23 protein-coding genes are annotated in these 19941 nt (G+C 74.9%); 9 read left to right on the top strand and 14 right to left on the bottom strand.

All coding sequences use genetic code 11. The annotated features are described in order from the left end of the window. The first annotated feature begins 12 nt into the window (after window positions 1–12). From FVA95_RS15315 to FVA95_RS15295, 5 genes are read left to right on the top strand one after another with little or no spacing between them, the layout of a single operon-like run. Window positions 13–975: a ferritin-like domain-containing protein gene (locus tag FVA95_RS15315; protein WP_149664838.1), complete on the top strand. Its 963-nt coding sequence runs from the start codon at window positions 13–15 to the stop codon at window positions 973–975. Between the two features lie 10 nt (window positions 976–985). Further along, window positions 986–1636 carry a HemK2/MTQ2 family protein methyltransferase gene (locus tag FVA95_RS15310; protein WP_193564358.1) on the top strand — a complete coding sequence of 217 codons (651 nt, stop codon included), beginning with the start codon at window positions 986–988 and terminating at the stop codon, window positions 1634–1636. After that, entirely contained in the window at window positions 1626–1829 is a 204-nt protein-coding gene (locus tag FVA95_RS15305) for a CDGSH iron-sulfur domain-containing protein (RefSeq protein WP_149664837.1), read from the top strand. Before FVA95_RS15310 ends, FVA95_RS15305 begins: the two co-directional genes overlap by 11 nt. Further along, a complete protein-coding gene (locus FVA95_RS15300; RefSeq protein ID WP_193564357.1) occupies window positions 1826–2848 on the top strand; it encodes an iron-containing redox enzyme family protein in 1023 nt (340 codons plus the stop codon). The genes FVA95_RS15305 and FVA95_RS15300 overlap by 4 nt, the downstream gene beginning before the upstream one ends. After that, on the top strand, window positions 2845–3822 hold the full coding sequence (locus tag FVA95_RS15295) for an L-histidine N(alpha)-methyltransferase (protein WP_149664836.1): 978 nt from the start codon (window positions 2845–2847) through the stop codon (window positions 3820–3822). Before FVA95_RS15300 ends, FVA95_RS15295 begins: the two co-directional genes overlap by 4 nt. Here FVA95_RS15295 and FVA95_RS15290 read toward each other — a convergent pair whose 3' ends face one another. Then, window positions 3823–4722: an NADP-dependent oxidoreductase gene (locus FVA95_RS15290; RefSeq protein ID WP_149664835.1), complete on the bottom strand. Its 900-nt coding sequence runs from the start codon at window positions 4720–4722 to the stop codon at window positions 3823–3825. Between the two features lie 90 nt (window positions 4723–4812). On the opposite strand from FVA95_RS15290, the gene FVA95_RS15285 reads away from it, so the two are divergent. After that, complete coding sequence (locus FVA95_RS15285; RefSeq protein WP_149664834.1) at window positions 4813–7302, top strand: FUSC family protein; 2490 nt, start codon at window positions 4813–4815, stop codon at window positions 7300–7302. A 12-nt stretch (window positions 7303–7314) separates the two neighbouring features. On the opposite strand, the gene FVA95_RS15280 is transcribed toward FVA95_RS15285, so the two are convergent. Next, a complete protein-coding gene (locus FVA95_RS15280) occupies window positions 7315–8064 on the bottom strand; it encodes a MerR family transcriptional regulator (protein ID WP_149664833.1) in 750 nt (249 codons plus the stop codon). A gap of 183 nt (window positions 8065–8247) precedes the next feature. Between FVA95_RS15280 and FVA95_RS15275 the strand changes: the two genes are divergently transcribed. After that, window positions 8248–9522: an aspartate aminotransferase family protein gene (locus tag FVA95_RS15275; protein ID WP_205015870.1), complete on the top strand. Its 1275-nt coding sequence runs from the start codon at window positions 8248–8250 to the stop codon at window positions 9520–9522. A 12-nt stretch (window positions 9523–9534) separates the two neighbouring features. Here FVA95_RS15275 and FVA95_RS15270 read toward each other — a convergent pair whose 3' ends face one another. Together FVA95_RS15270 and FVA95_RS15265 are read right to left on the bottom strand one after the other, a co-directional pair. Continuing rightward, window positions 9535–11070, bottom strand: a complete 1536-nt coding sequence (locus FVA95_RS15270) for an acetyl-CoA acetyltransferase (protein ID WP_149664831.1) — start codon at window positions 11068–11070, stop codon at window positions 9535–9537. Continuing rightward, window positions 11067–12194 carry a nitronate monooxygenase family protein gene (locus tag FVA95_RS15265; protein WP_240051513.1) on the bottom strand — a complete coding sequence of 376 codons (1128 nt, stop codon included), beginning with the start codon at window positions 12192–12194 and terminating at the stop codon, window positions 11067–11069. Before FVA95_RS15265 ends, FVA95_RS15270 begins: the two co-directional genes overlap by 4 nt. Before the next feature lie 77 nt (window positions 12195–12271). On the opposite strand from FVA95_RS15265, the gene FVA95_RS15260 reads away from it, so the two are divergent. Then, the gene (locus tag FVA95_RS15260; protein ID WP_161992317.1) at window positions 12272–12886 is read left to right on the top strand and encodes a TetR/AcrR family transcriptional regulator; all 615 of its coding nucleotides are present in this window, start codon (window positions 12272–12274) and stop codon (window positions 12884–12886) included. On the opposite strand, the gene FVA95_RS15255 is transcribed toward FVA95_RS15260, so the two are convergent. The 9 genes from FVA95_RS15255 to FVA95_RS32945 all read right to left on the bottom strand — a co-directional run bounded on the left by FVA95_RS15255 (window position 12871) and on the right by FVA95_RS32945 (window position 19044). Further along, on the bottom strand, window positions 12871–13572 hold the full coding sequence (locus tag FVA95_RS15255; protein WP_149664829.1) for a DUF899 family protein: 702 nt from the start codon (window positions 13570–13572) through the stop codon (window positions 12871–12873). The genes FVA95_RS15260 and FVA95_RS15255 overlap by 16 nt on opposite strands. Window positions 13573–13637: 65 nt before the next feature. After that, window positions 13638–13973, bottom strand: coding sequence for a hypothetical protein (locus FVA95_RS32950; protein WP_240051512.1), 336 nt, complete (start codon window positions 13971–13973; stop codon window positions 13638–13640). Then, window positions 13958–14563: a hypothetical protein gene (locus tag FVA95_RS15250; protein ID WP_240051511.1), complete on the bottom strand. Its 606-nt coding sequence runs from the start codon at window positions 14561–14563 to the stop codon at window positions 13958–13960. The genes FVA95_RS32950 and FVA95_RS15250 overlap by 16 nt, the downstream gene beginning before the upstream one ends. Window positions 14564–14646: 83 nt before the next feature. Next, window positions 14647–15096 carry a VOC family protein gene (locus FVA95_RS15245; RefSeq protein ID WP_149664828.1) on the bottom strand — a complete coding sequence of 150 codons (450 nt, stop codon included), beginning with the start codon at window positions 15094–15096 and terminating at the stop codon, window positions 14647–14649. Between the two features lie 9 nt (window positions 15097–15105). Continuing rightward, window positions 15106–16311, bottom strand: coding sequence for a CoA transferase (locus FVA95_RS15240; RefSeq protein ID WP_149664827.1), 1206 nt, complete (start codon window positions 16309–16311; stop codon window positions 15106–15108). A gap of 37 nt (window positions 16312–16348) precedes the next feature. Then, window positions 16349–16558, bottom strand: coding sequence for a hypothetical protein (locus tag FVA95_RS15235; RefSeq protein ID WP_020622443.1), 210 nt, complete (start codon window positions 16556–16558; stop codon window positions 16349–16351). A 227-nt stretch (window positions 16559–16785) separates the two neighbouring features. Next, complete coding sequence (locus FVA95_RS15230; RefSeq protein ID WP_020622444.1) at window positions 16786–17016, bottom strand: hypothetical protein; 231 nt, start codon at window positions 17014–17016, stop codon at window positions 16786–16788. Then, window positions 17013–18272: a S8 family serine peptidase gene (locus tag FVA95_RS15225; RefSeq protein WP_149664826.1), complete on the bottom strand. Its 1260-nt coding sequence runs from the start codon at window positions 18270–18272 to the stop codon at window positions 17013–17015. The genes FVA95_RS15230 and FVA95_RS15225 overlap by 4 nt, the downstream gene beginning before the upstream one ends. Window positions 18273–18360: 88 nt before the next feature. Continuing rightward, a complete protein-coding gene (locus FVA95_RS32945) occupies window positions 18361–19044 on the bottom strand; it encodes an ANTAR domain-containing protein (RefSeq protein ID WP_149664825.1) in 684 nt (227 codons plus the stop codon). A 350-nt stretch (window positions 19045–19394) separates the two neighbouring features. Here FVA95_RS32945 and FVA95_RS33505 point away from each other — a divergent pair, with 350 nt between their 5' ends. Further along, on the top strand, window positions 19395–19523 hold the full coding sequence (locus FVA95_RS33505; protein ID WP_255474651.1) for a hypothetical protein: 129 nt from the start codon (window positions 19395–19397) through the stop codon (window positions 19521–19523). A gap of 26 nt (window positions 19524–19549) precedes the next feature. On the opposite strand, the gene FVA95_RS15215 is transcribed toward FVA95_RS33505, so the two are convergent. Further along, on the bottom strand, window positions 19550–19941 hold a 392-nt coding region (locus tag FVA95_RS15215), incomplete at its 5' end, for a transposase (protein WP_193564271.1).

Genomic DNA, 19941 nt, shown 5'->3' with positions numbered 1-19941 from the left:
GAGGACGCGCCCGTGACCGACACCGCCGCCGTCGTCGCCCAGCTCCGTGTGCTGGAGCAGCTGACCCGCACCGAGAACCGGATCGCCTGCCTGCGCACCGTGCAGGCCCGCACCGACGAGACCCGCCGCGAACTCACCGACAACGCCGCCCGGGCGCAGGAGCGGCTCGCCCGCATCCAGGACGCCCTGCGCGACCTCGACGCCGTCCCCGACCTGGTCGGCACCGTCGGCGGCCGGATCGTCGCGTTCGTGAAGAGCCAGGTCGAGCAGGCCCAGCGATTCGACGAGGCGCTGCTCGGCGACCTCGCCCTGGAGCGCCAGCTCCAGGACCGCGCCCGCTACCTGCAGGCGCTGACCGCTTCTGGGCCGGAACGGGTGCACCGCCTCGCGGGCCGGCTCGTCGAGGCCCACACCGAGACCGTCGAGTGGCTGACCACCGTGCTCGCGGAGGAGGCCGTCGGCGGCCCTGCGCCGCTGCGGGCCACCCCGCTGCAGCTCGTGCGCGACGCCGTCACCGACGCCGTTCGGCTCCCGGCCCGTCTCGGCGCCGTCGGTCTGAACCGGGCCGGGCACGAGCTGGCCCGGGCCGGGGAACGGGTGCGGCGCACCGCCTCGGCGCTCGGCGACGGCGCCGACCGCGCCGGGCGCGACGCCGCCGAGGTCCTCGGCTCCGGCCTGGACGCCGCCCTGGAGCGCGCCGAGGACATCGCCCGTCGCGAACGTGCCGGTGGAACCGCCCGCGCCCTGCACGGCACCCGCCGGGCCCGCGGCGCGCTGAACTCGGAGGAGCTGCCGGTCCAGGACTACGACGAGCTGTCGGTCCCCGACGCGGCCCGCGCGGTCCGTGAGCTCGACGCGCCGCAGGACGTGCAGGCCGTGCTGCGCTACGAGGAGCAGCACAAGAACCGGGCGGGCGTGCTCACCGCGGCCCGCACCCGGCACGCCGAGGTGGCCCGCGAGACGGTCGCGCACTGACGTGACGCCGATGCTGCTGACCCCACCCGGGGTCTACCGGCCGCAGTCGGACTCGCAGATGCTGGCGCGTGCCGTCGGCGTCTCCGGGCGGGCCCGCGGTGCCGTGCTCGATCTCGGGACCGGGACGGGGACAGTGGCGCTCGCCGCGGCCCGCTGCGGGGCCGGCGCGGTCACCGCGGTCGACCTGTCCCGGCGTGCCGTGTTCGCCGCCCGGCTCAATGCGCGGCTGCACCGCGTCGCGCTGACCGTGCAGCGGGGTGACCTGTTCGCCCCGGTGCGGGGCTGCCGGTTCGCCCTGGTCACCGCCAACCCGCCGTACGTGCCCTCGTCCACCGACCGGCTCGCCCGGCACCGCCGCGCCCGCAGCTGGGACGGCGGCCGTGACGGTCGCGCGGTGGTCGACCGGATCTGCGACGGCGTCGCCGACCACCTCGAACCGGGCGGTGCCCTGCTGATGGTGCACAGCGCGGTCTCCGGCGTGGAGGCCTCGCTGGACCGGCTCGCCGCGGCCGGGCTCACCGCCCGGGTCGTCGACCGGACCCGGATCCCGCTCGGTCCGGTCATGCGGGCCCGCTCCGTCCTGCACGAGACGCGTGGCCTGGTCGGGCCCGGCGCCGCGGACGAGGAGCTCGTCGTGATCGAGGCCGTCCGTGAGCGGTGAGCCGACCCGCGTGCGGCTGACCGAGGACGGTCCGCTGCTGGTGTACGGCCCCGTGGAGGTCGAGCTGCCCGACGGCACCCGGACGACGTCGCGGCGCCCGGTCACGGCTCTGTGCACCTGCCGGCGCACGCGTCGTCCACCGTTCTGCGACACCAGCCACCGCACCCGGGTCCGACAGGAGGAACCGACGTGAGCGCACCCCCGCACCCGGGCAGCGGGCTCGCCCCGCTGCCCGCGCCGCGCGGCCCGCTGTCCGGCGCCGTCCTGGACCGGCTGCGCGGCGACCCGGCCGCACTCCCCGCCGCAGGCGACGCCGACCCGTGGGGTGCGGACCTGCACCTGGCCCTGCACTGCTGCTACGAGCTGCACTACCGCGGCTTCGCCGAGGTCGGCGACGAGTACGAGTGGGACGTGGCGCTGCTCGGGCTGCGCGTCGCCCTGGAGGAACGCTTCCTCGCCGCGCTGCGGGCGGCGGTGCCCGCCTCCGACGACGTCGACGGCGCCGTCGACGCCCTGCTGGTCGAACCGGTCGGGGCCGGCGCCGAGACCGGCGTGACCCACCATCTGCTACGCCGCGGCGAGCTGTGGCAGCTGCGCGAGTACGTGGTGCACCGCTCGATCTACCACCTCAAGGAGGCCGACCCGCAGGCCTGGGTGATCCCGCGGCTGCCCCCGGCCGCCAAGGCGGGCCTGGTCACCGTCGAGCACGACGAGTACGGCGCGGGCGACGCCGCGGCCATGCACGCCGTGCTGTTCGCCGCCATGATGCGCGACCTCGGCCTGTCCGACGCCTACGGCGCTCATGTCGACGCCGTCGGCACCGAGACCCTCGCCGAGGTCAACTTCATGTCGCTGTGCGGACTGCGGCGCAGTCTGCGCGGTGCCCTGGTCGGGCAGTTCGCGCTGGTGGAGCTGACGTCGTCGCCGGGGTCGGAACGGCTGGTCCGGGCGATGCGCCGGCTCGGGTGCGGCCCGGTCGCGGCCCGGTTCTACGACGAGCACGTGGAGGCCGACGCCGTCCACGAGCAGGTCGTGCGCCGTGACGTCCTGGCACCGCTGCTGCGCACCGAGCCCACCCTCGCCGCCGACGTCGTGTTCGGCATCCGCGCCGCCGGGCTGCTCGGCGACCGGCTCACCGACCGGGTGCTGGGGGACTGGACGGCGGGGAGATCCAGCCTGCGCCGCCCGCTCGACGACGGGCCGGTCCGATGACCGCCCCACCGGTCGAGCTGGAACAGGGGTCCTTCTGGGACGACGTCGAGGCCCTGCGGGCCCACCTCGCCGAGCCGTTGCCGCGGATCCCGCCCTGGTTCGGCTACGACGAGCTCGGCTCGGAGCTGTTCGAGCAGATCACCGAGCTGCCGACCTACTACCTGACCCGGTGCGAGCGGGCGCTGCTGACGCGGTACGGCGCCGACATCGCCGCCCGGCTGGACTGCCCGCGCGTCGCCGAGCTCGGCTCGGGCAGCGCGAAGAAGACCCGGCTGCTGCTCGAACACTGCTCGGCGGCCCGGCCGACGACGTACCTGCCGATCGACGTGAGCCGCGAGATGCTCGTGCTCGGTGCCGAACGGATGGCACACCTGCCCGGGCTGACCGTCACCGGGCTGTGGGGGCGCTACGAGGCCGGCCTCGACCGGCTGCGCGACGACGGCGGTGCCCCGGTGGCGGTGCTGTTCCTCGGTGCCAACATCGGCAACACCACCGTGGACGAGCGCACCGCCCTGCTGGCCCGGATCGGTGCGACCCTGCGGCCCGGCGATGCGCTGCTGCTGTCCGCCGACCTCGTCAAACCGGCCGAGGTGTTCGAGACCTGCTACAACGACCCGCCCGGCCACGAGGCGTTCGCCCGGTTCTGGCTCAACCATCTCGACCACCTCGCGCGCCGGTTCGGTGGAGTGGTCGACCTCGACGGTCTGCACGCCGTCGCGCACTACGACACCGGCGCCGACGTCGTCGACGGGCGGCTGTGGGCACGTCGGGACCAGTCCGTGGCGCTTCCCGGCCTGGACCGGACGCTGGAGCTGCGTCGCGGTGACAGCGTCAACGTGGGGTTCTCGGCGAAGTTCGAGCGCGACCGGCTGCTCACCGACGTGGCCCGGCACGGGCTGCGGATCGAGACCGAGTGGGTCGACGAGGACTACCGCTACGGGCTGTTCCTCTTCCGCCGCGACTCGGGGTGGTGACTAGGGGACGAGGACGACCTTGCCGGTGACGTGGCCGTCCTCGACGAGCGCCAGCGCGGCCCCGGCCTCGTCCAGCGGGCGGACCTCGCGCACCATCGTGTCGAGCTCGCCCTCGGCGACGAGCCGGGCCAGCGCGTCGAGCACGGCGGTGCTGCGGTCGCGGGTGACATCGCGCCCGCCCAGCCGCGCGACCAGCGGCTTGTCCGCGATCGAGTACAGCGTCGCGGGTGGGACGAGCCCGGCCACCGCACGCAGCGCGTCGCCGCCGACGAGGTCCAGGGCGCCGTCGATCCCGCCCGGTGCGGCCGCGCGGATCCGGTCGGCGACGCCGTCGCCGTAGGCCACCGGGACGGCGCCGAACCCGGCGAGCAGGGCGTGCTTGCCGGGGCTCGCCGTGCCGACGACGGTCAGCCCACGGCGGCGGGCCAGCTGCACCAGCGGCAGACCGACCCCGCCGCCCGCCCCGTTGACCAGCAGCGTCGCCCCGGCGGGGAGGTCGAGGTTGGTGAGGGTGTCCCAGGCGGTGCCCGCGGCGACCGGCAGCACCGCCGCCTGCTCGGGTGAGACCCCGGGTGGGCGGTGCGCGGCGAAGCCGGCGATGACCCGCGCCCGCGGCGCCCACCCGCCCTGCATGTCCGGGCAGCCGCCGAACACCTCGTCGCCGGGGGCGAACCCGGTGACGCCGTCGCCGACCTCCAGGACGGTCCCGGCGATCTCGCGGCCGAGCACCGCGGGCCCGGCGACGCCGTAGTCGCCGTCGCGCATCCGCCAGTCGCCGGGGTTGACCCCGGCCGCCCGGACCCGCACGAGCAGCTCACCCGGCCCGGGTCGCGGCTCCTCGACCTCGACGAACGCCTGCTGCTCCGGGCCACCCGCCGCCACGAACCCGTACCCGCGCACCCGCCACCTCCGTGATCGTTCCTGGGGGCCCACGCTACGTCCGGCGGGCCCGGGCTGTGCGAAGATCACGATCCGGTATACCGTTAGCATATGCAACGGACTGTGCCGACCGCGTCCGAACGCCTCCTCCGGGTCCGTGACCGGTTCGTCGCCTCCGACCCCGGCCTCGTCCGGCTCGTCTCGGCGGTCCGGGCCGTGCTGGCCATCGCCACCGCGCTCGGCGTGGAGTACCTCGTCGCGACGGCGACGGGCACCCCGCCGCTGGTGCCGATGATGCTCGGGGCGGTGGTGGCGATGCTGTCCTCGTTCGGGGTCGTCGACGCCACCCGCGCCGGGCAGGCGGTGACGCTGTGCTTCCTGGGACTGTCGATGCTCGCCGGGATGGGCGTGGCGCTGCTCGTCGATCGCAACCGGCTCGCGTCGCTGACCGCGTTCGTCGTGGTCGTGTTCGTCGCGGTCTGGGTACGGCGCTTCGGACTGCGGTTCTTCGTCTGCGGCATGGGCGGGTTCATGGGCTACTTCTTCGCCCTGTTCCTGAGCCTGCGCCCGGAGATGCTGCCCGGGGTGGCGTTCGTCGTCGCTGTCGCGATCGCCTGGGTGATGCTGCTGACGCTGGTGCTGCTCCCGATCCGCAACGACCGGGTGCTCCGCCGGATGCTGCGCTCGTTCGAGGCGCGGCTCGCCGGTCTCGCCGGGACCGTGCTGGCCCTGGCCGAGCACGCCCCGGGCACCGCCGGGCGGGCCCGCGTCGAGGCCCGGCTGGCGAGTCTGCTGGTCCGCGTGAACGAGGCCGCGCTGGTCATCGACGGGCAGCTGGGGACCCCGGCCGCCGTCGCCGACGACGACGCCGCCCGGATCGTCCGCCGGGCGGTGTTCGACGCCGAGCTGGCCGTGACCGCACTGACCCGGGTCGGGCCCGGCGCCCTCGACTGCGACGACGCCCGTGCGGTCCTCACCGCCCTGCACGGCGGCCGCTGGGACGCGGTGCGCGAACGGGCCGGACGGGTCGCCGACCGGGTGGCGGCCCCGGCGCCGCGCCGGCTCGCCGTCGACGCGACGGTGCTCGCCGACGCCCGCGCCGAGTGGACCGCCGCCCTCGACGCGGTGCGGGAGAGGGGTGCCCGCGACACCGCGCGAGCGGGCGCCACGGAGCTCGCCGGGGGGACGACGGCGTTCGCCCCCGCCGTTCAGCTGTTCGGGGGCAACCTGCCCGGCTCGGCGGGCACGGTGACCCGGTTGCACCGCCCGCCGGACCCCGGCCGCCCCGCCTCTCGGCTGTCGCTGACCACCCGCCAGGCGGTGCAGGTCGCGGTCGCCACCGCCCTCGCGATCGCGGTGGGCGACGCGCTGTCCGAGCAGCGCTACTACTGGGCGGTGCTGGCGGCGTTCATCGCGTTCACCGGCACCGCGACCGTCGCCGAGACGGTGCGCAAGGCGGCACATCGCATCGTCGGCACCATGATCGGCCTGGTCGGCGCGATCGCGTTGGTGCCGGTGCTGGGACCCGAGGTCGCCGTGGTGCTGCCGGTGATCCTGCTCAGCATCTTCGGCGCGCTCTACCTGTTCCGGCTCTCCTACGCGCTGATGATCTTCTTCATCACGCTGATGCTCGGCGAGCTCTACGCGCTGCTCGGGACCTTCACGGTGGACCTGATGGTGCTGCGGCTCGAGGAGACCGTGGCCGGCGGCCTCGTCGGCTGCGCGGTGTCGGTGCTCGTGCTGCCCACCCGGACCCGGTCCGCCGCCGAGGAGGCCCGGCGCGGACTGCTCGACGCGCTGGCCGAGCTGCTGGGCACGGTCGACCGTGCGCTGCGCCACCCCGGCCCGTGCGAGGACCTGCGTGCCGTGGCGCGCACACTCGACGCCGCGCTGCACCAGACGCTGCTGCTGGGGCGCCCGCTGGCACGGACCTGGCTGGGCTCCACCCACCGCGACGCCGTACACGAGCTGACCGCCTGCACCGCCGTCGCCGAGCACGCGCGACGCCTGGCCCGCTCCGCCGAAGGGGTGTCCGGGACCCCGGCACTGACCGCGGCCTGCGCCCGGCTCGCGCAGCTCACCGCGGACGCCGTCGCCGGGCGACCGGTCCCCGCGGGCAGCTGCGCGGGCGTGCTCGACCTCCTGATCGGCCCGGCCGGCGGGACCGGGCGCGGCGCCACGCTCGCCCGTGAGGCGGGGCTGCTTGCCGCCGAGCTCCCGGCGCTGCTGGAGACCGGCGACGACGGGTCCGTCCCGGCCACGGTCGGGCGGGTCCGCGGCCCCGACGGCGCCCCCGCCGCGGCGACGGTCACCGTCGTCGACGGGGCGGGCCGCCAGCTGGACCGCGTCACCACCGGCGACGACGGCGGGTTCGCCGTCCGCGTGCCGGCCGGGACGCACCTGCTCGTCGCCGCCCCGGCCGTCGCCGGACCCGTGCCGCACGGTGAGCACGTGCACCTCGCGCCGGGGACAGTGCTGCCGGACGTGGTGCTGGCCGAGCCCCTCACCCGTCCGGCGCCGGCGCCCGTGCTCGCGGGGGGCAGGGTCCCGCTGCGCGGACCGGCACGGGCGGTCGGGCGGGCGTGCGTCGGTCACACCTGAGGACGTGCGGGTTCAGGGCGGTGGGGCCGGCTCACCGTCGCGCTCCGCGGCGAGCACCTTCCCGGCGCGGACGAGCACGTCGAGCTGGGCGGTGTTGTACAGCTCGCGCATCGCGCGACCCAGGGTCTGCTCGGCCCGCTGCTCACCGATCGGCGCGTCGGTGTTCGGCGCGACCAGACCGGGATGGGTCTCGTAGAGCGCTCGCATGTACGGCACCATCCGGTCGGCGAGCTCCTGGCGGGTGGCCTCGTCGGCGTCGGCAGGGAGCGTGTCGAACCGGTCCTGCGCCGGGTCGGGGCGGGCCTCGGCCAGCATGTCCGCGACGGCCTGCAGCCGCTCCGCGCCCAGCACCCGCGGTAGGACGAGGGTGAGCGACCGGTCGGCGTCGGACATCGGCTGGTCCACGGCCGCGGCGAACTCGGTGGGCAGGTCGGTGGGCGCGGCGCCGTCCAGGATCAGCGCCAGCTCGGCGCGGGCCTGCTGCAGCCGCTCGATGGTGGCGGCCAGCTCGGCGTCCAACGCGCGGGCGGCCTCCTCGGGGTGCGTCCCGACGTCGTTCATCTCCGAGATCTGGGACAGCGAGAACCCGAGGTCGACGAGCCGCTTGATCCGCAGCAGCCGCACCAGGTGTGTGACCCGGTACTGCTTGTAGCCGTTCGCGCGCCGCTCGGGCTCGGGCAGCAGGCCGATCTCGTGGTAGTGCCGCACCGCCCGCAGGCTGGTCCCCGCCAGCTCGGCGACCTCACGGGTACTCCAGGTCACGACGTCCCCCTTGTCCGGTTCCTGCTCCGCCCTCCACCCTGCCGCATCCGTCGTCCCGTCGGCAGGCCGACCCGGGTCCGGCCGGGATGCCAGACTGCGCCGGGGGAGGTCGGCGTGTCGGGTCCGCTCCGACCCCGGTCGCCGACACCGTCGCCCGGACCGTCCGTGCCCGCGAGAGAGGACCTGGCTGTGACCGAGCACCTCATCCGTTACTCCGGCCGCGGCGGGTTCACACCCGGCGTCGTCGCCCGGGCCCACGGCAGCACCGTCACCTTCGAGGACGGCCGCGAGCTGCTCGACTTCACCTCCGGCCAGATGAGCGCGATCCTCGGGCACGCGCACCCGGAGATCGTCGCGACCGTCCGCGAGCAGGTCGGGCGGCTCGACCACCTCTACAGCGGGATGCTGTCGCGGCCGGTGATCGAGCTGTGCGAACGGCTGTGCGCCTCGGTCGGCGGCGGCCTGGACCGGGCGATGCTGCTCACGACGGGCGCGGAGTCCAACGAGGCCGCGATCCGGATGGCCAAGCTCGTCACCGGCAGGCACGAGATCGTCTCCTTCGCCCGGTCCTGGCACGGGATGACCCAGGCCGCGGCGAACGCGACCTACGTCGCCGGTCGCGCCGGCTACGGGCCCGCCGCCCCCGGCAACTTCGCGCTGCCGGTGCCCGACCGCTACCGCCCCGACCTCGTCGACGACGCCGGGGAGCTCGACTGGCGCCGCCAGCTCGACCTCGGGTTCGCCCTGATCGACGCCCAGTCCGTCGGCAGCCTCGCCGCCTGCATCGTCGAGCCGGTGCTGTCCTCGGGCGGGGTCGTCGACCTGCCGCCGGGCTACCTGGCGGCGCTGCGCGACAAGTGCCACGAGCGCGGGATGCTGCTGATCCTCGACGAGGCCCAGACCGGTCTGTGCCGCACCGGCGACTGGTACGCCCACCAGCGCGACGGCGTGGTCCCCGACATCCTCACCCTGTCCAAGACGCTCGGGGCGGGACTTCCGCTGGCCGCCGTCCTCACCACGGCCGCGATCGAGCAGGCCGCACACGAGCGCGGCTTCCTGTTCTTCACCACCCACGTCAACGACCCGCTCCCGGCGGCGGTCGGGCTCACCGTGCTCGACGTGCTCACCCGCGACCGGCTCGACCTGCGCGCCCATGAGCTGGGCTCGCTGCTCCAGGACGGTCTGCGGGACCTGGCCCGCACGTCCGGGACGATCGGCGACGTCCGCGGCCGGGGTCTGCTGGTCGGGCTGGAGCTGGCGGGCTCCGACACCGACGCGCTCGGTGCGGCCGTCACCACGCGGTGCGCCGAGCTGGGGCTGCACATGAACATCGTGCAGCTGCCCGGCATGGGCGGGACGTTCCGGATCGCGCCGCCGCTGACCGCGACCGAGGACGAGATCCACCGCGGCGTGGAGATCCTGGGCACGGCCCTGGGCGAGGTGGGTCGACGCGGGTGACCCGGGACCCCGTCAGCCGGCCGTGACGAGCGTGAGGTCACCGTCGGGCCGGGCCCGGACCGCCGCCCCGGCCGGGTCGCCGTCGAGCAGCTCCAGCAGCGCGTCGTCGTCGCCGCGCCCGACGAACCGCGCACCACCGTCGTCGAGCCGGCCGACGACGACCGCGTCCCGGCTGCCGTCGCGGCGGTGGCGCACCGTCCAGGTCTCGACGGTCGCCGCCCCGTCGGCCGCGGTCGTCGTCGGGACGGTGGCGACGGCGTCGAGCCGGGCCTGGATCGCGGCGCTGTCGTCGTCGCGCCAGGGGGTGGGGCGGGTGGAGTAGACCCCGGCGGAGTACTTCGACAGGAACCCGCCGTTCGCGCCGACCAGGCCGTAGGTGCCCGGGTCGGCCCGCAGACGTCGCACGACCTCGGCGATCGCGTGCATCGCGTAGTCGTTCCCCGGTCCGCCGAAGAACGGCAGCCCACCGGTGACGGTGAGCCCGCGCGGGTCGGCGGCGGCCAGACCGAGCGGGTCGGCGACGCTGGACACCGCGATCGGGAAGCAGGAGTACAGGTCGATCGCGGACAGGTCGTCCACACCGGTCCCGGCCAGTTCCAGGGCGTGCCGGACCGCGGCCCCGGCGGCCGGATAGGCGCCCAGGTCGGGGCGGTCGAGCACGGCCTTCTCGGTGAGGTCGGCATGGCCGTGCAGGAACACCCACCGCTCCGGGGCGATCCCCAGGTCCCGCGCGGTGCCGACCGAGGTGAGGACGACCGCGGCACCCTGGTTGACCTGGTCGCGCGAGACCAGGAACCGCGGATACGGGTCGGTGATCATCCGGTTCCGGTCGTCGACGGTGACGAGCTCCTCGGCGGTGCGGACGCGCGGTGCGGCGGCGTGCGGGTGCCCGGCGGCGACCCGGGTGAACGGCGCGAACAGCGCGCCCATCCCGCGGGCGTAGGCGTCCCGGTCGAGCCCGAGCCGGGCCCGGCGGGCGTTCTCGCACAGCGCGTAGTACCCGGCCGGGGTGCGCACGCCGTGCCGCTCGGCGACCGGGCTGCGCAGCTCGGAGCCGTACCCGCGGTCCTCCAGCGTGCCGCCGACGTGCTCGCCGTGGTCGGGCCGCTCGTCGGTGGGGCGCGACATCATGTGCCGAACCGTCGACATCGCCTCGGCCCCGACCAGCAGCGCCGCGCCGGCCTCGCCGCGGGCGATCGCGCCGGCGAACTCGGTGACCAGCCGTTGCGGGGACTGCCCGCCGACGACGCCGAGCACCGCCCGCTCCGGGTCGGCGCCGATCCGGCGGGCGACCGCGCGCGGGTAGTTGTCCGCCCGGCCCAGCGGCGCGACGGCGCCCGGGAGCGACATCTCGAACTGCCGCACCCCGGCGACGACGGTCAGCGCCACCGCGACCGTGGCCGGGTCCGCGCCGGTGTCGGCGAGCGCCGCGGCGGCCGCGGCGGCCCCGAGCCCGACCGGCGACAGGGCGGCGTAGCCGGGCTCGCCGATCCGTTCGGAGGCCTCCCCGACCCCGACGACGACGGGTGTGCGCGGGTCGAGGCTCATCGGACCAGTCCCGCGAGTGCGGCGATGCGCTGCTCGCACCCGCGTGCCATCTCCCGGGTGATCTCGCCCGCGCCGCGCAGCTCGGTGAACGCGCCGACGACCTGCCCGACGAAGAACGACTGCAGCTCCTGCGCGCCCGCGTTCCCGGCGTCGGCGGCGGCGTCGATGCTCGACCAGGCCTGCAGGGTCAGCAGTGGCTGCAGCGGCATCGGCAGCGGCGCCGGCGCGCCGGGTGCCTCCCAGGCGTCGTGGTAGGCGCTGCGCAGCTGCCGGGCGGGCTTGCCGGTACGGGCGGGGGAGCGGACGGTGTCGCCGCTGCCCGCGGCGAGGAACTTGCGCTTCACCGACTCCGGCGCCACGTCCTCCACACTGGACAGCCACACCGAGCCGCACCACACCCCGGCCGCGCCGAGCGCGAGCGCGGCGGCCATCTGGTCACCCGAGGCGATGCCGCCGGCGGCCAGCACCGGACGGTCCCCGGCGACGCCGACGATCTCCGGGGTGAGCACGGTCGTCGCGATCGTGCCGGTGTGCCCACCGGCCTCGGTACCCTGCGCGACGAGCACGTCGACCCCGGCCGCGAGCTGCCGTTCGGCGTGCCGCCGGGTCCCGACCAGGGCGGCGACCGCCATCCCGGCGTCGTGCGCGCGCTCCACGAGGTGCGGTGGCGCGGTGCCGAGTGCGTTCGCGACGAGCGCGGGGCGGTGCGCGAACACGGCGTCGAGCTGGGCCTCGGCGCCGCGCCGGCTCATCCCTGCCGCGATCGCGTCCCGCCCGGGGTCGGCCGGCAGCCGCGGGATGCCGTAGCGGTCCAGCAGGTCGTCGACGAATGCGAGGTGTTCGGCCGGGAGCTGTGCGCGCAGTGCGGCGACCAGGTCCTCCCGGTCGGCGCCGGGGTCGGCGGTCTTCTCCGGGACGAGCAGGTCGACGCCGTAGGGCCGCCCGTCGAGCTGCTCCTCGATCCAGTGCAGCTGCGCGTCGAGCTCGTCGGCGGTGTAGGACACGGCCGCGAGCACCCCGAACCCGCCGGCGCGGCTCACCTCGGTCACCACCGCCGGGGACCGGTTGAACCCGACGATCGGGTGCTCGACGCCCAGCAGATCGGTCAGCGCTGTCCTGATCACAGCGCCGAGCCTATTACGGACGACCATCGTCCAGAAGTGGGTCGGTGGTCACAACGACGTCTGGCAGGATCGCCGCCGTGCCCCCGTCGCCGCGCCGCAGCGGACGTCCGCGCGACCCGGACGTCGACCGTCGCGCGCACGCCGCCGCCCGCGAGGTCTACGGCGAACGCGGCTGGTCCGGGCTGTCGCCGGAGGAGGTGGCCCGCCGGTCGTCGATCGGGAAGGGGTCGCTGTACCTGCGCTGGCCGACCCGGGCCGCGCTGCTGGTGGCCGCGGTGCGCGACCGGGCCCGGTTCGTCGCCGACATCGACACCGGCTCCCTGCGCGAGGACCTGGTGACCTTCGCCGAGCAGTGGACGGCGTTCGCCACCAGCGACGACGGTCGCCTGGTCGAGCGGCTGCTCGTCGACTCCCACCGGGTCCCCGAGATCGCGGCCGCGCTCGCCGACGACGCCTACCCCGAGCACGTCCGCGGCGCCCGCACGATGGTGCGCCGCGGCATCGACCGCGGCGAGCTCCCGGCCGGGACCTCGGTGGCACTGGTCGCGGACCTGGTCGCGGGGGCGGTGCGCAACCACGTCGCGACCACCCCCGCGCACCTCGCCGCCCGCGACGGCGGCCGCGGGTACGCGGCCGCGGTCGTCGACACCGTCCTGGCCGGGGTGCGGGCGCGGGCTCAGCCCTCGCCGTAGGCGGCGGCGATCTCCTGCGGCCCTGCCCACCGGCGGTACGTGGGCCCCTGCGGCCAGCCCTCCGGCGAGTCCTGCCAGACCTCCTGGCGGCCGTAGGGCAGCACGTCGACCAGGGCGAACAGGTGGGAGAGCTGCTCGGTGCCGCGGCCGTCGGTGTGCCAGGTACGGAAGACGCGGTCGCCGTCGCGCAGGAACACGTTGACCGCGAAGCCGCCGCCGGGCGGCGCGCCGACGTCGGTGCCGAAGCTGCTGTCGGCCGTCGAGTACCAGGTCATGGTGTTGCCGACGCGACGCCGGTAGGCGAGCGCCTCGTCGATCGGGCCCTGGGTGACGATCACGAAGCGGGCGTCGAACTTCTCCAGTCCGGCGAGCCGGGTGAACTGCGAGGTGAACCCGGTGCACCCGCCGCACTGCCACTCGGCGCCGTCGTGCCACATGTGGCGGTAGACGATCAGCTGCGGGTGGCCGTCGAAGATCTCGGCGAGGCGGACGGGGCCGTCCTCACGGTGCAGGACGTAGTCGGGCATCTCGACCATCGGCAGCCGTCGACGTGCCGCGGCGATGGCGTCGAGTTCGCGGGTGGCGGCCTTCTCCCGGACGCGCAGTGCGGCGAGCTCGCGCTCCCAGGTGGCGGTGTCGACGACGGGGGGCAGAGCGGTGGGCAGGGCGGCGGTCGGCTCGGTCATGTGAGACGTGACCGGTGTCGCGTCCGGAACTCATCGCTCACCGACCTCGCCGGTGGTCGGCCGTGTCAGGTCGGCGCCGGCGGGCTCGGTCCGTAGTAGGTGTGCCCGGTGGGTGTCGTGGTGGCCACGGTCCCGTCCGGTGCGCGGGCGACGTGCCAGCCGGGTTGTTCGCGCACGTGGTTGTGGAACTCGCACACCCCGCGCCCGTTCTCCGACGTGGTGGGTCCACCGTCGGCGGCGCGTTCGATGTGGTCGAGGTGGCGGACGGGGGCGTCGCAGTACGGTTCGGTGCATCGGTGGCCGGCCCGGGCCCTGACCAGGGTGGCGAGCAGTCCGGTGGAGGGGCGCTTGCGGGAGTCGCCGCCGATCACGATGCCCTGGTCGGTCAGCAGCCGGTGCACCGACGTGGCACCGTCGGAGGTGGCGAGCAGCTCGGCCGGGACGGGCCCGAGCCCACGAGTGTGTCGGCGGCGACCTGTCCGCGGGTGCGGGTCAGCGGCTCGGGGCTCACCGAGAGTTCGGTGAAGGTTCTCTGCCGGGCGGCGAGGCAGGCCGCGCCCTGCTCGACGGGGACGTAGGCGGGCAGGTAGCTCATGGCGTCCGGCGCCGGCCGGAGGGTGACCCGTCGTTCGGCTCTGGCGGCGTGGACGCGGGCGCGGAACCGGTCGGGGACGAGCTCGGCGACCAGCCGCCGGGTCATCGCGCGGAGCCGGCCGATCCCGAGCCGCGCGAGGTCCCGGTGTGCGGCGAGGCGGTTCTCGACGTAGGCGCGGGCGAAGGCTCGGACCCGGGTGGCCTGCAGCGCGGCGAGCGAGGCCTGGAGGGACTCGATCTGGCGGACCTGGTCGACCAGCTGGGTCTCGGTGCACCCGGACGGGTCCTCGTGCGCGGCGTCCTCGACGGCGATCTGGACCAGCAGCAGGTCGACCCGCAGGAACCCGCCCGCGTCCGCGTCGGGGCAGCGGGTGGGTGGTTCCTGGACGGTGGTCACGACGTCGACGATACTCGAACACGTGTTCGATCCGCTGGTCCGCGATCGCGGGCCGCGACCGGGTCGGGCACGGGGGAGCGGCCTCAGCCCCACTTCTCCCGCACCGAGGTGAACACCTTCTGCCCGTGGGAGAACTCCACGACGTTCCCGTCGGGATCGGTCAGCGCGCAGATGTACCCCACGGGCCCCGGCATCTGCCGGGGTTCCCAGTGCAGGCACCCCGCGTCCCGGGCGCGGTCGGCGGCGGCGTCGACGTCGTCGCGGGTCGGTACCTCGATCCCCAGGTGGGCGAAGGGACGCAGCAGCCCCAGCTCACCGCCCTTGTCGGCGTCGAACGACACCAGGACCAGCACCATCGGCGTCTCGACCTGACCGGCGTTGGACAGCCAGGCGCTCCGCCCGGCGTCGTCGGAGAAGCGCTCGACGACCGTGAGGGGTGTCATCGTCGTGTAGAAGTCGATGGCGGCGTCGAGGTCGCCGGTCGGCAGCGCGACGTGGGTCCACCGCGCCTCGGTCAGCTGTGCGTCGGTCACGGGGATTCTCTACCCGACGACGCCGCGGTCGTGCAGCCCGCCGATGGTGCGCTCGTCGAGGCCGAGGACGTCGGCGAGCACCTCGTCGGTCTCCCGGCCCAGCTCGGGGGCGGCGCCGGCGTCGCCGTGGTCGGCGTCCCACCGGATCGGCGAGCGCGCCGTGATCCCGGTGGCGCCGCCGGGCAGAGCCAGGTCCGCGAGCAGCGGGTGCCCACCCGCGCGGTGCTCGGCGACCACGTGCGTCATGCCCTGGTAGCGGCCCCACAGCACCCGCGCGGTGTTGAGCTCGGACTCGACGGTCGCCGAGTCGCGCGCGGCGAACCACGGCCGCAGCACCGCCGCGATCGTCTCGCGCAGCCGGTAGCGCTCGGTCTCCGAGGACAGGTCGGCGTCGAGCGCGGGCTCCAGGGCGGCGAACACGTCGCCGGTCCCGGTGACCGACACCAGCGCGTTCCACTGCGCCGGGGTCAGCGCGACGACCATCACCCGGTTCCCGTCGGAACAGGCGAAGTCGACGCCGAAGCTGCCGTAGACGTGGTTGCCGTGCCGCGGCCGCTCGTGCCCGCGCTCGGCGGCCTCGGAGAGCCAGCCCAGGTTCGCGACCCCGGCCAGTGCCACGTCGGACAGCGCGATCTCGGAGTACACCCCGGCGCCGGTGCGGGAACGCTGGTACACCCCGGCGAGCACGGCCGTCGCGACCGACATGCCCGTGACCAGGTCCCACGCCGGCAGCACGTGGTTGACCGGGGCCGCGCCCTCCTCACTGCCGGTGATCTGCGGGATCCCGACCTCGGCGTTGACGGTGTAGTCGACGGCGGGACGGCCGTCCGGGTAGCCCTGCACGCGCACGTGCACCAGGTCCGGGCGACGTGCGACGAGCGCGTCGTTGGCCATCCAGCGGCGGCCCACGACGTTGTCGACGAGGACGCCGCGGTCCGGGCCCGGCGCCGTCGCCAGAGCCAGGACGAGCTCGCGGCCCTCGTCGGAGCGCATGTCGATGCTGATCGAGCGTTTGCCCTTGTTCAGCGAGGCCCAGTAGTAGGAGTCGCCGGTGCCGTTCCCGGCGGCGGGCCAGCGACCGTGGTCGGGGCCGCCGCCGAGCGGGTCGACGCGGATGACCGAGGCACCGAGCTGCGCGAGCGTCATGCCACCGGTGGGACCGGCGACGAAACTCGCGCACTCGACGACGTGCAGACCGGAGAGCGGGCGCGACATGTCGACCATCCTGCCCGGGCGTGCGCGGCCGGACGGCTCAGAGGTGGTCGATCAGCCGCTGACGGGCCAGGCGCTCGACCATCTCGGGGAGCGCGGCGGCGGAGACGACGTCGAGGTCGCGGTGCGAGCCACGTACGACGTGGTCGACGAGGTCCTGGGGGAATCGGCCGGCGAACTCGGCGGTGAGCCGGTCGACGGCGCCCCGGACGGTGGGGTCGGTGACGGGTGGGTGGACGGAGGCCTGCACAGGAATGGTCGATTCGGTTGAGGTGATGTCCGGTACGCGGCGGAGTGCCGCGCCGCGCGGGATCGCGCGGTGCCGGTACGGGGTCGTGGCACCGGCCGTGGCCGGGGCGCCGGGTCGGCGCCTCCCGGGGACGGTCCGGGCGGTTCGTCGGCCGCCGCGGCCGGAGTGTTACCGGGCGCGGTCGACGTGCACCACCATATCGGACATCCTCCTCGTGCGTCGACCGATTACGCCGGCCCCTGCTGATCGCGGTCCAGGTGGACCTCGCGGTCCGGCTCCACCGCGGCGACCCCGGTGACCGCGCGCAGGGCGTCCGGGTCGGCGCAGGTCCCGACGACCACGCCGACCCCCGTGAGCACCTTCTCCACCTGCAGCCCGACGGCCGCACAGGCCCGCGCGACGTCGTCGGCGACGTGCCCGTCGGCCACCGACACCAGCAGCCTCCCGGTCGTGGTCATCGGCCCGGGGCCCGGACGAGGCCCGCGCCGACGTCGCCCGAGGGCAGCGGCAACCGCTGGGCGGCCTGGGTGAGCTGGGTCCACAGGTCCCGCCCGCGGGCGCCGGTGCGCTGCGACCAGAGCGCCGCGATCCCGGAGACGTGCGGGGTGGCCATCGAGGTGCCCGAGATCGTGTTGGTGCGCTGGGGCATCGGCCACGACGAGTAGACGTCCACGCCGGGCCCGGCGATGTCGACCTGCCCGCCCTCGATCGCGGAGCTGGCCGCGGAGAAATCGGCGATGGCCAGCGCGGCGTCCACCGCGCCGACCGCCATGATCGACGGGCTGTTCGCCGGGACGCCGACGAAACCGACGTTGCCGGTCGAGCGCTCGGCGTTGTTGCCGGCCGCGGCGACGATCAGGGTGCCCGCGTCGAGGGCCCGACGTCCGGCGTTCTCGTAGGCGGGGGAGACCTCGTTCAGATCCGCGCCCAGCGACATCGACACGATGTGCGCGCCGGAGGAGATCGCCCACTCGATCCCCTCGAGGATGCCGGCGTCGGTGCCGGAGCCGTCGTCGCCGAGCACCTTCCCGACCAGGATCCTCGCCTCGTGGGCGATGCCGTAGCGGCGTCCCGAGCCCGGCGCGAGCGGCCCGCAGGAGGTGCCGATGCAGTGCGTGCCGTGTCCCTGTACGTCGGCGACCTCCTGGCCGTCGACGAACGAGCGCGACTCGATCTGCCGGCCGGCGAAGTCGGGGTGGCCGAGGTCGAGGCCGGTGTCGAGGACGGCGACGGTGATCCCGGCGCCGGTCTCGACGGCGACGTCCGCGCCGGTGGCCTGCAGACCCCACGTGACCTGGTCGTTGTCGACGAACCGGGTCGTGCCGGGCGCGTCGGCGGCCTCCGTCGCGGCGGCGCGCTCGGCCAGGAAGCCCGCCGCGTCGGCGAACCCGCGCAGGTAGTCGGCGCTGGGCCCGGACAGGGCGCGCAGCACGCGTTCGGGCTCCACCGAGAGCACCCGGCTGTCGGCCCGCACCGTGCGCAGCCGCGCCGGGTCCAGCTCGGCGACGGCGACGCCGAGCCGGGCGAACAGGGTCGGGTGGGCCACCGGGGTGTCGTCGCGGCTGCTGGTCACCTCGGACAGCCCGGTCAGCTCCGCCACCGCCGAGCGGGTCGTGTCGTGGTCGGTCAGCAGGTCGTCGCTGAGCACCAGCAGGTACCGGCCGGTCAGCGTGCCTGCGGCCCGGCCCGGAACGGCCGCGTGCGGGTCCACCATGTCGCCTCCGTCGATCGACGTCTCGGCCACCCATCGTGCCGCAGCGACCGCGCTCCGGCACGGTCTGCGGCGGCCCCGGCGCGTCCGGTCAGGATCTCGGCTCGACGGTGTCCGCCAGCAGCGCCTCGGCGACCACGTGCAGCTTCCGGTTCGTCTCGTGCGAGAGCCGGCGCAGCAGCGTGAACGCCTCGTCGGCGGAGCAGCCGCGCCGGGCCATGAGCGCCCCCTTGGCCTGCTCGATGCTGACGTGCCGGGCGAAACGGGCCCGCAGGTGCGTGTTCTCGGTGTCCAGCGCGCGGGCCAGCGCCGCGGCGGCGAGGTCGCGGCCGTCGGGACCGGGGCCGAGCAGGCCGGTGACGTCCTCGACGTGGTGCAGCACCCCGACCACTCGTCCGTCCGGGGCCGCCAGCGGGGAGTTCACCGTGACCCACAGCCGTTCGACGAAACCGGGCGTGCCGGTCGGCGCGGGCACGTCGTGGCGCCGGACCGGCAGGTGGTCGCGCTGCCCGAGGCGCAGCACCCGCGACAACGACGCCGTCAGCGTCGCGACGCCGTCGGCGCCGGGCCGTCGCGGGTCGTCCGGCAGCGCCTCCGCGAGCGGCCGGCCGGCCAGCTCGTCGGGCGTGCGCAGGGTCGCGGCGCAGAAGGCGTCGTTCGCCCCCACGATCGTGAGCTCGCGGCCGAGGATCGCGTAGGGGGAGCGCGTGGCACGGAACGCGGGATCGTCGCAGCAGGCGCGCAGGATGAGCGCGTCCGAGGACCCGGAAAACATCTCGACCTCCGCCGCGCCGGAACGCGACGGTTCGGCGGATGCCGCAGCGAGCGGCACCGGAGGCCAGGCCCGGCGCGACCGGCAGATGGTGTCTGCGCGGGAACGGTTCCGGGGAGACCCGGGATGCCGGGCCGGTTGCTTGACCCTGCGTGCGTGCGCCCGGAACCTGACGGTTCGTGGACGTCGGCGAGAACGTTAAGACAGTGCGTCACGTGTGCTGACAGCGGGTGTCCGATTACGCCGGACGCCGCGTGCACTGCGGCCGAACGCCGTGACCGGATAGTCCATTCCATATACGAGATTACGGTAGGCTCGCGCCGACCCCACCCGACCGCCTTCCAGGAGCAACGATGCTCGGTCTGATGCAGGACCGTCCGCTGACGCTGCCGCACGTGTTCCACCGTGCCGAGCAGTACTTCGGGCACAAGGAGATCGTCACCGCCACCCCGACGGGGACGGTCCGCACCACGGGTCTGTAACGAGAACGGTGGTTCCGGCGATGTTGTCAGTAGTGCTCGGCGCCCGGCCAGCGGTCACCGAAAGTGATGGCGAAGGCGTTGAGGACTGGCTTCCAGCGCATCATCCATCGGGTGTGGCCTCGTCCGGTCGGGTCGAGGCTGCGGGTGACAAGGTACAGACATTTCATCGCGGCCTGCTCGCTGGGGAAATGCCCTCGCGCTCGGACCGCTCGCCGGTAGCGGGCGTTCAACGATTCGATCGCGTTCGTCGTACAGATCACCCTCCGGACCTCGATGTCGTAGTCGAGGAACGGCACGAACTCGGTCCAGGCGTTACGCCACAAACGTATCATCGCCGGATAGGCTCGCCCCCACTCGTCATCGAGATCATCCAGCGCGGCTGCAGCGGCATCGGCGGTGGACGCGGTGTAAATAGCTC

Origin of the sequence: Pseudonocardia sp. EV170527-09, assembly GCF_008369905.1 — a bacterium.
Taxonomy (GTDB): Bacteria; Actinomycetota; Actinomycetes; order Mycobacteriales; family Pseudonocardiaceae; genus Pseudonocardia.
Note: the sequence above shows the minus strand (reverse complement) of the source record. Positions and strands in the feature narration are given on the sequence as shown.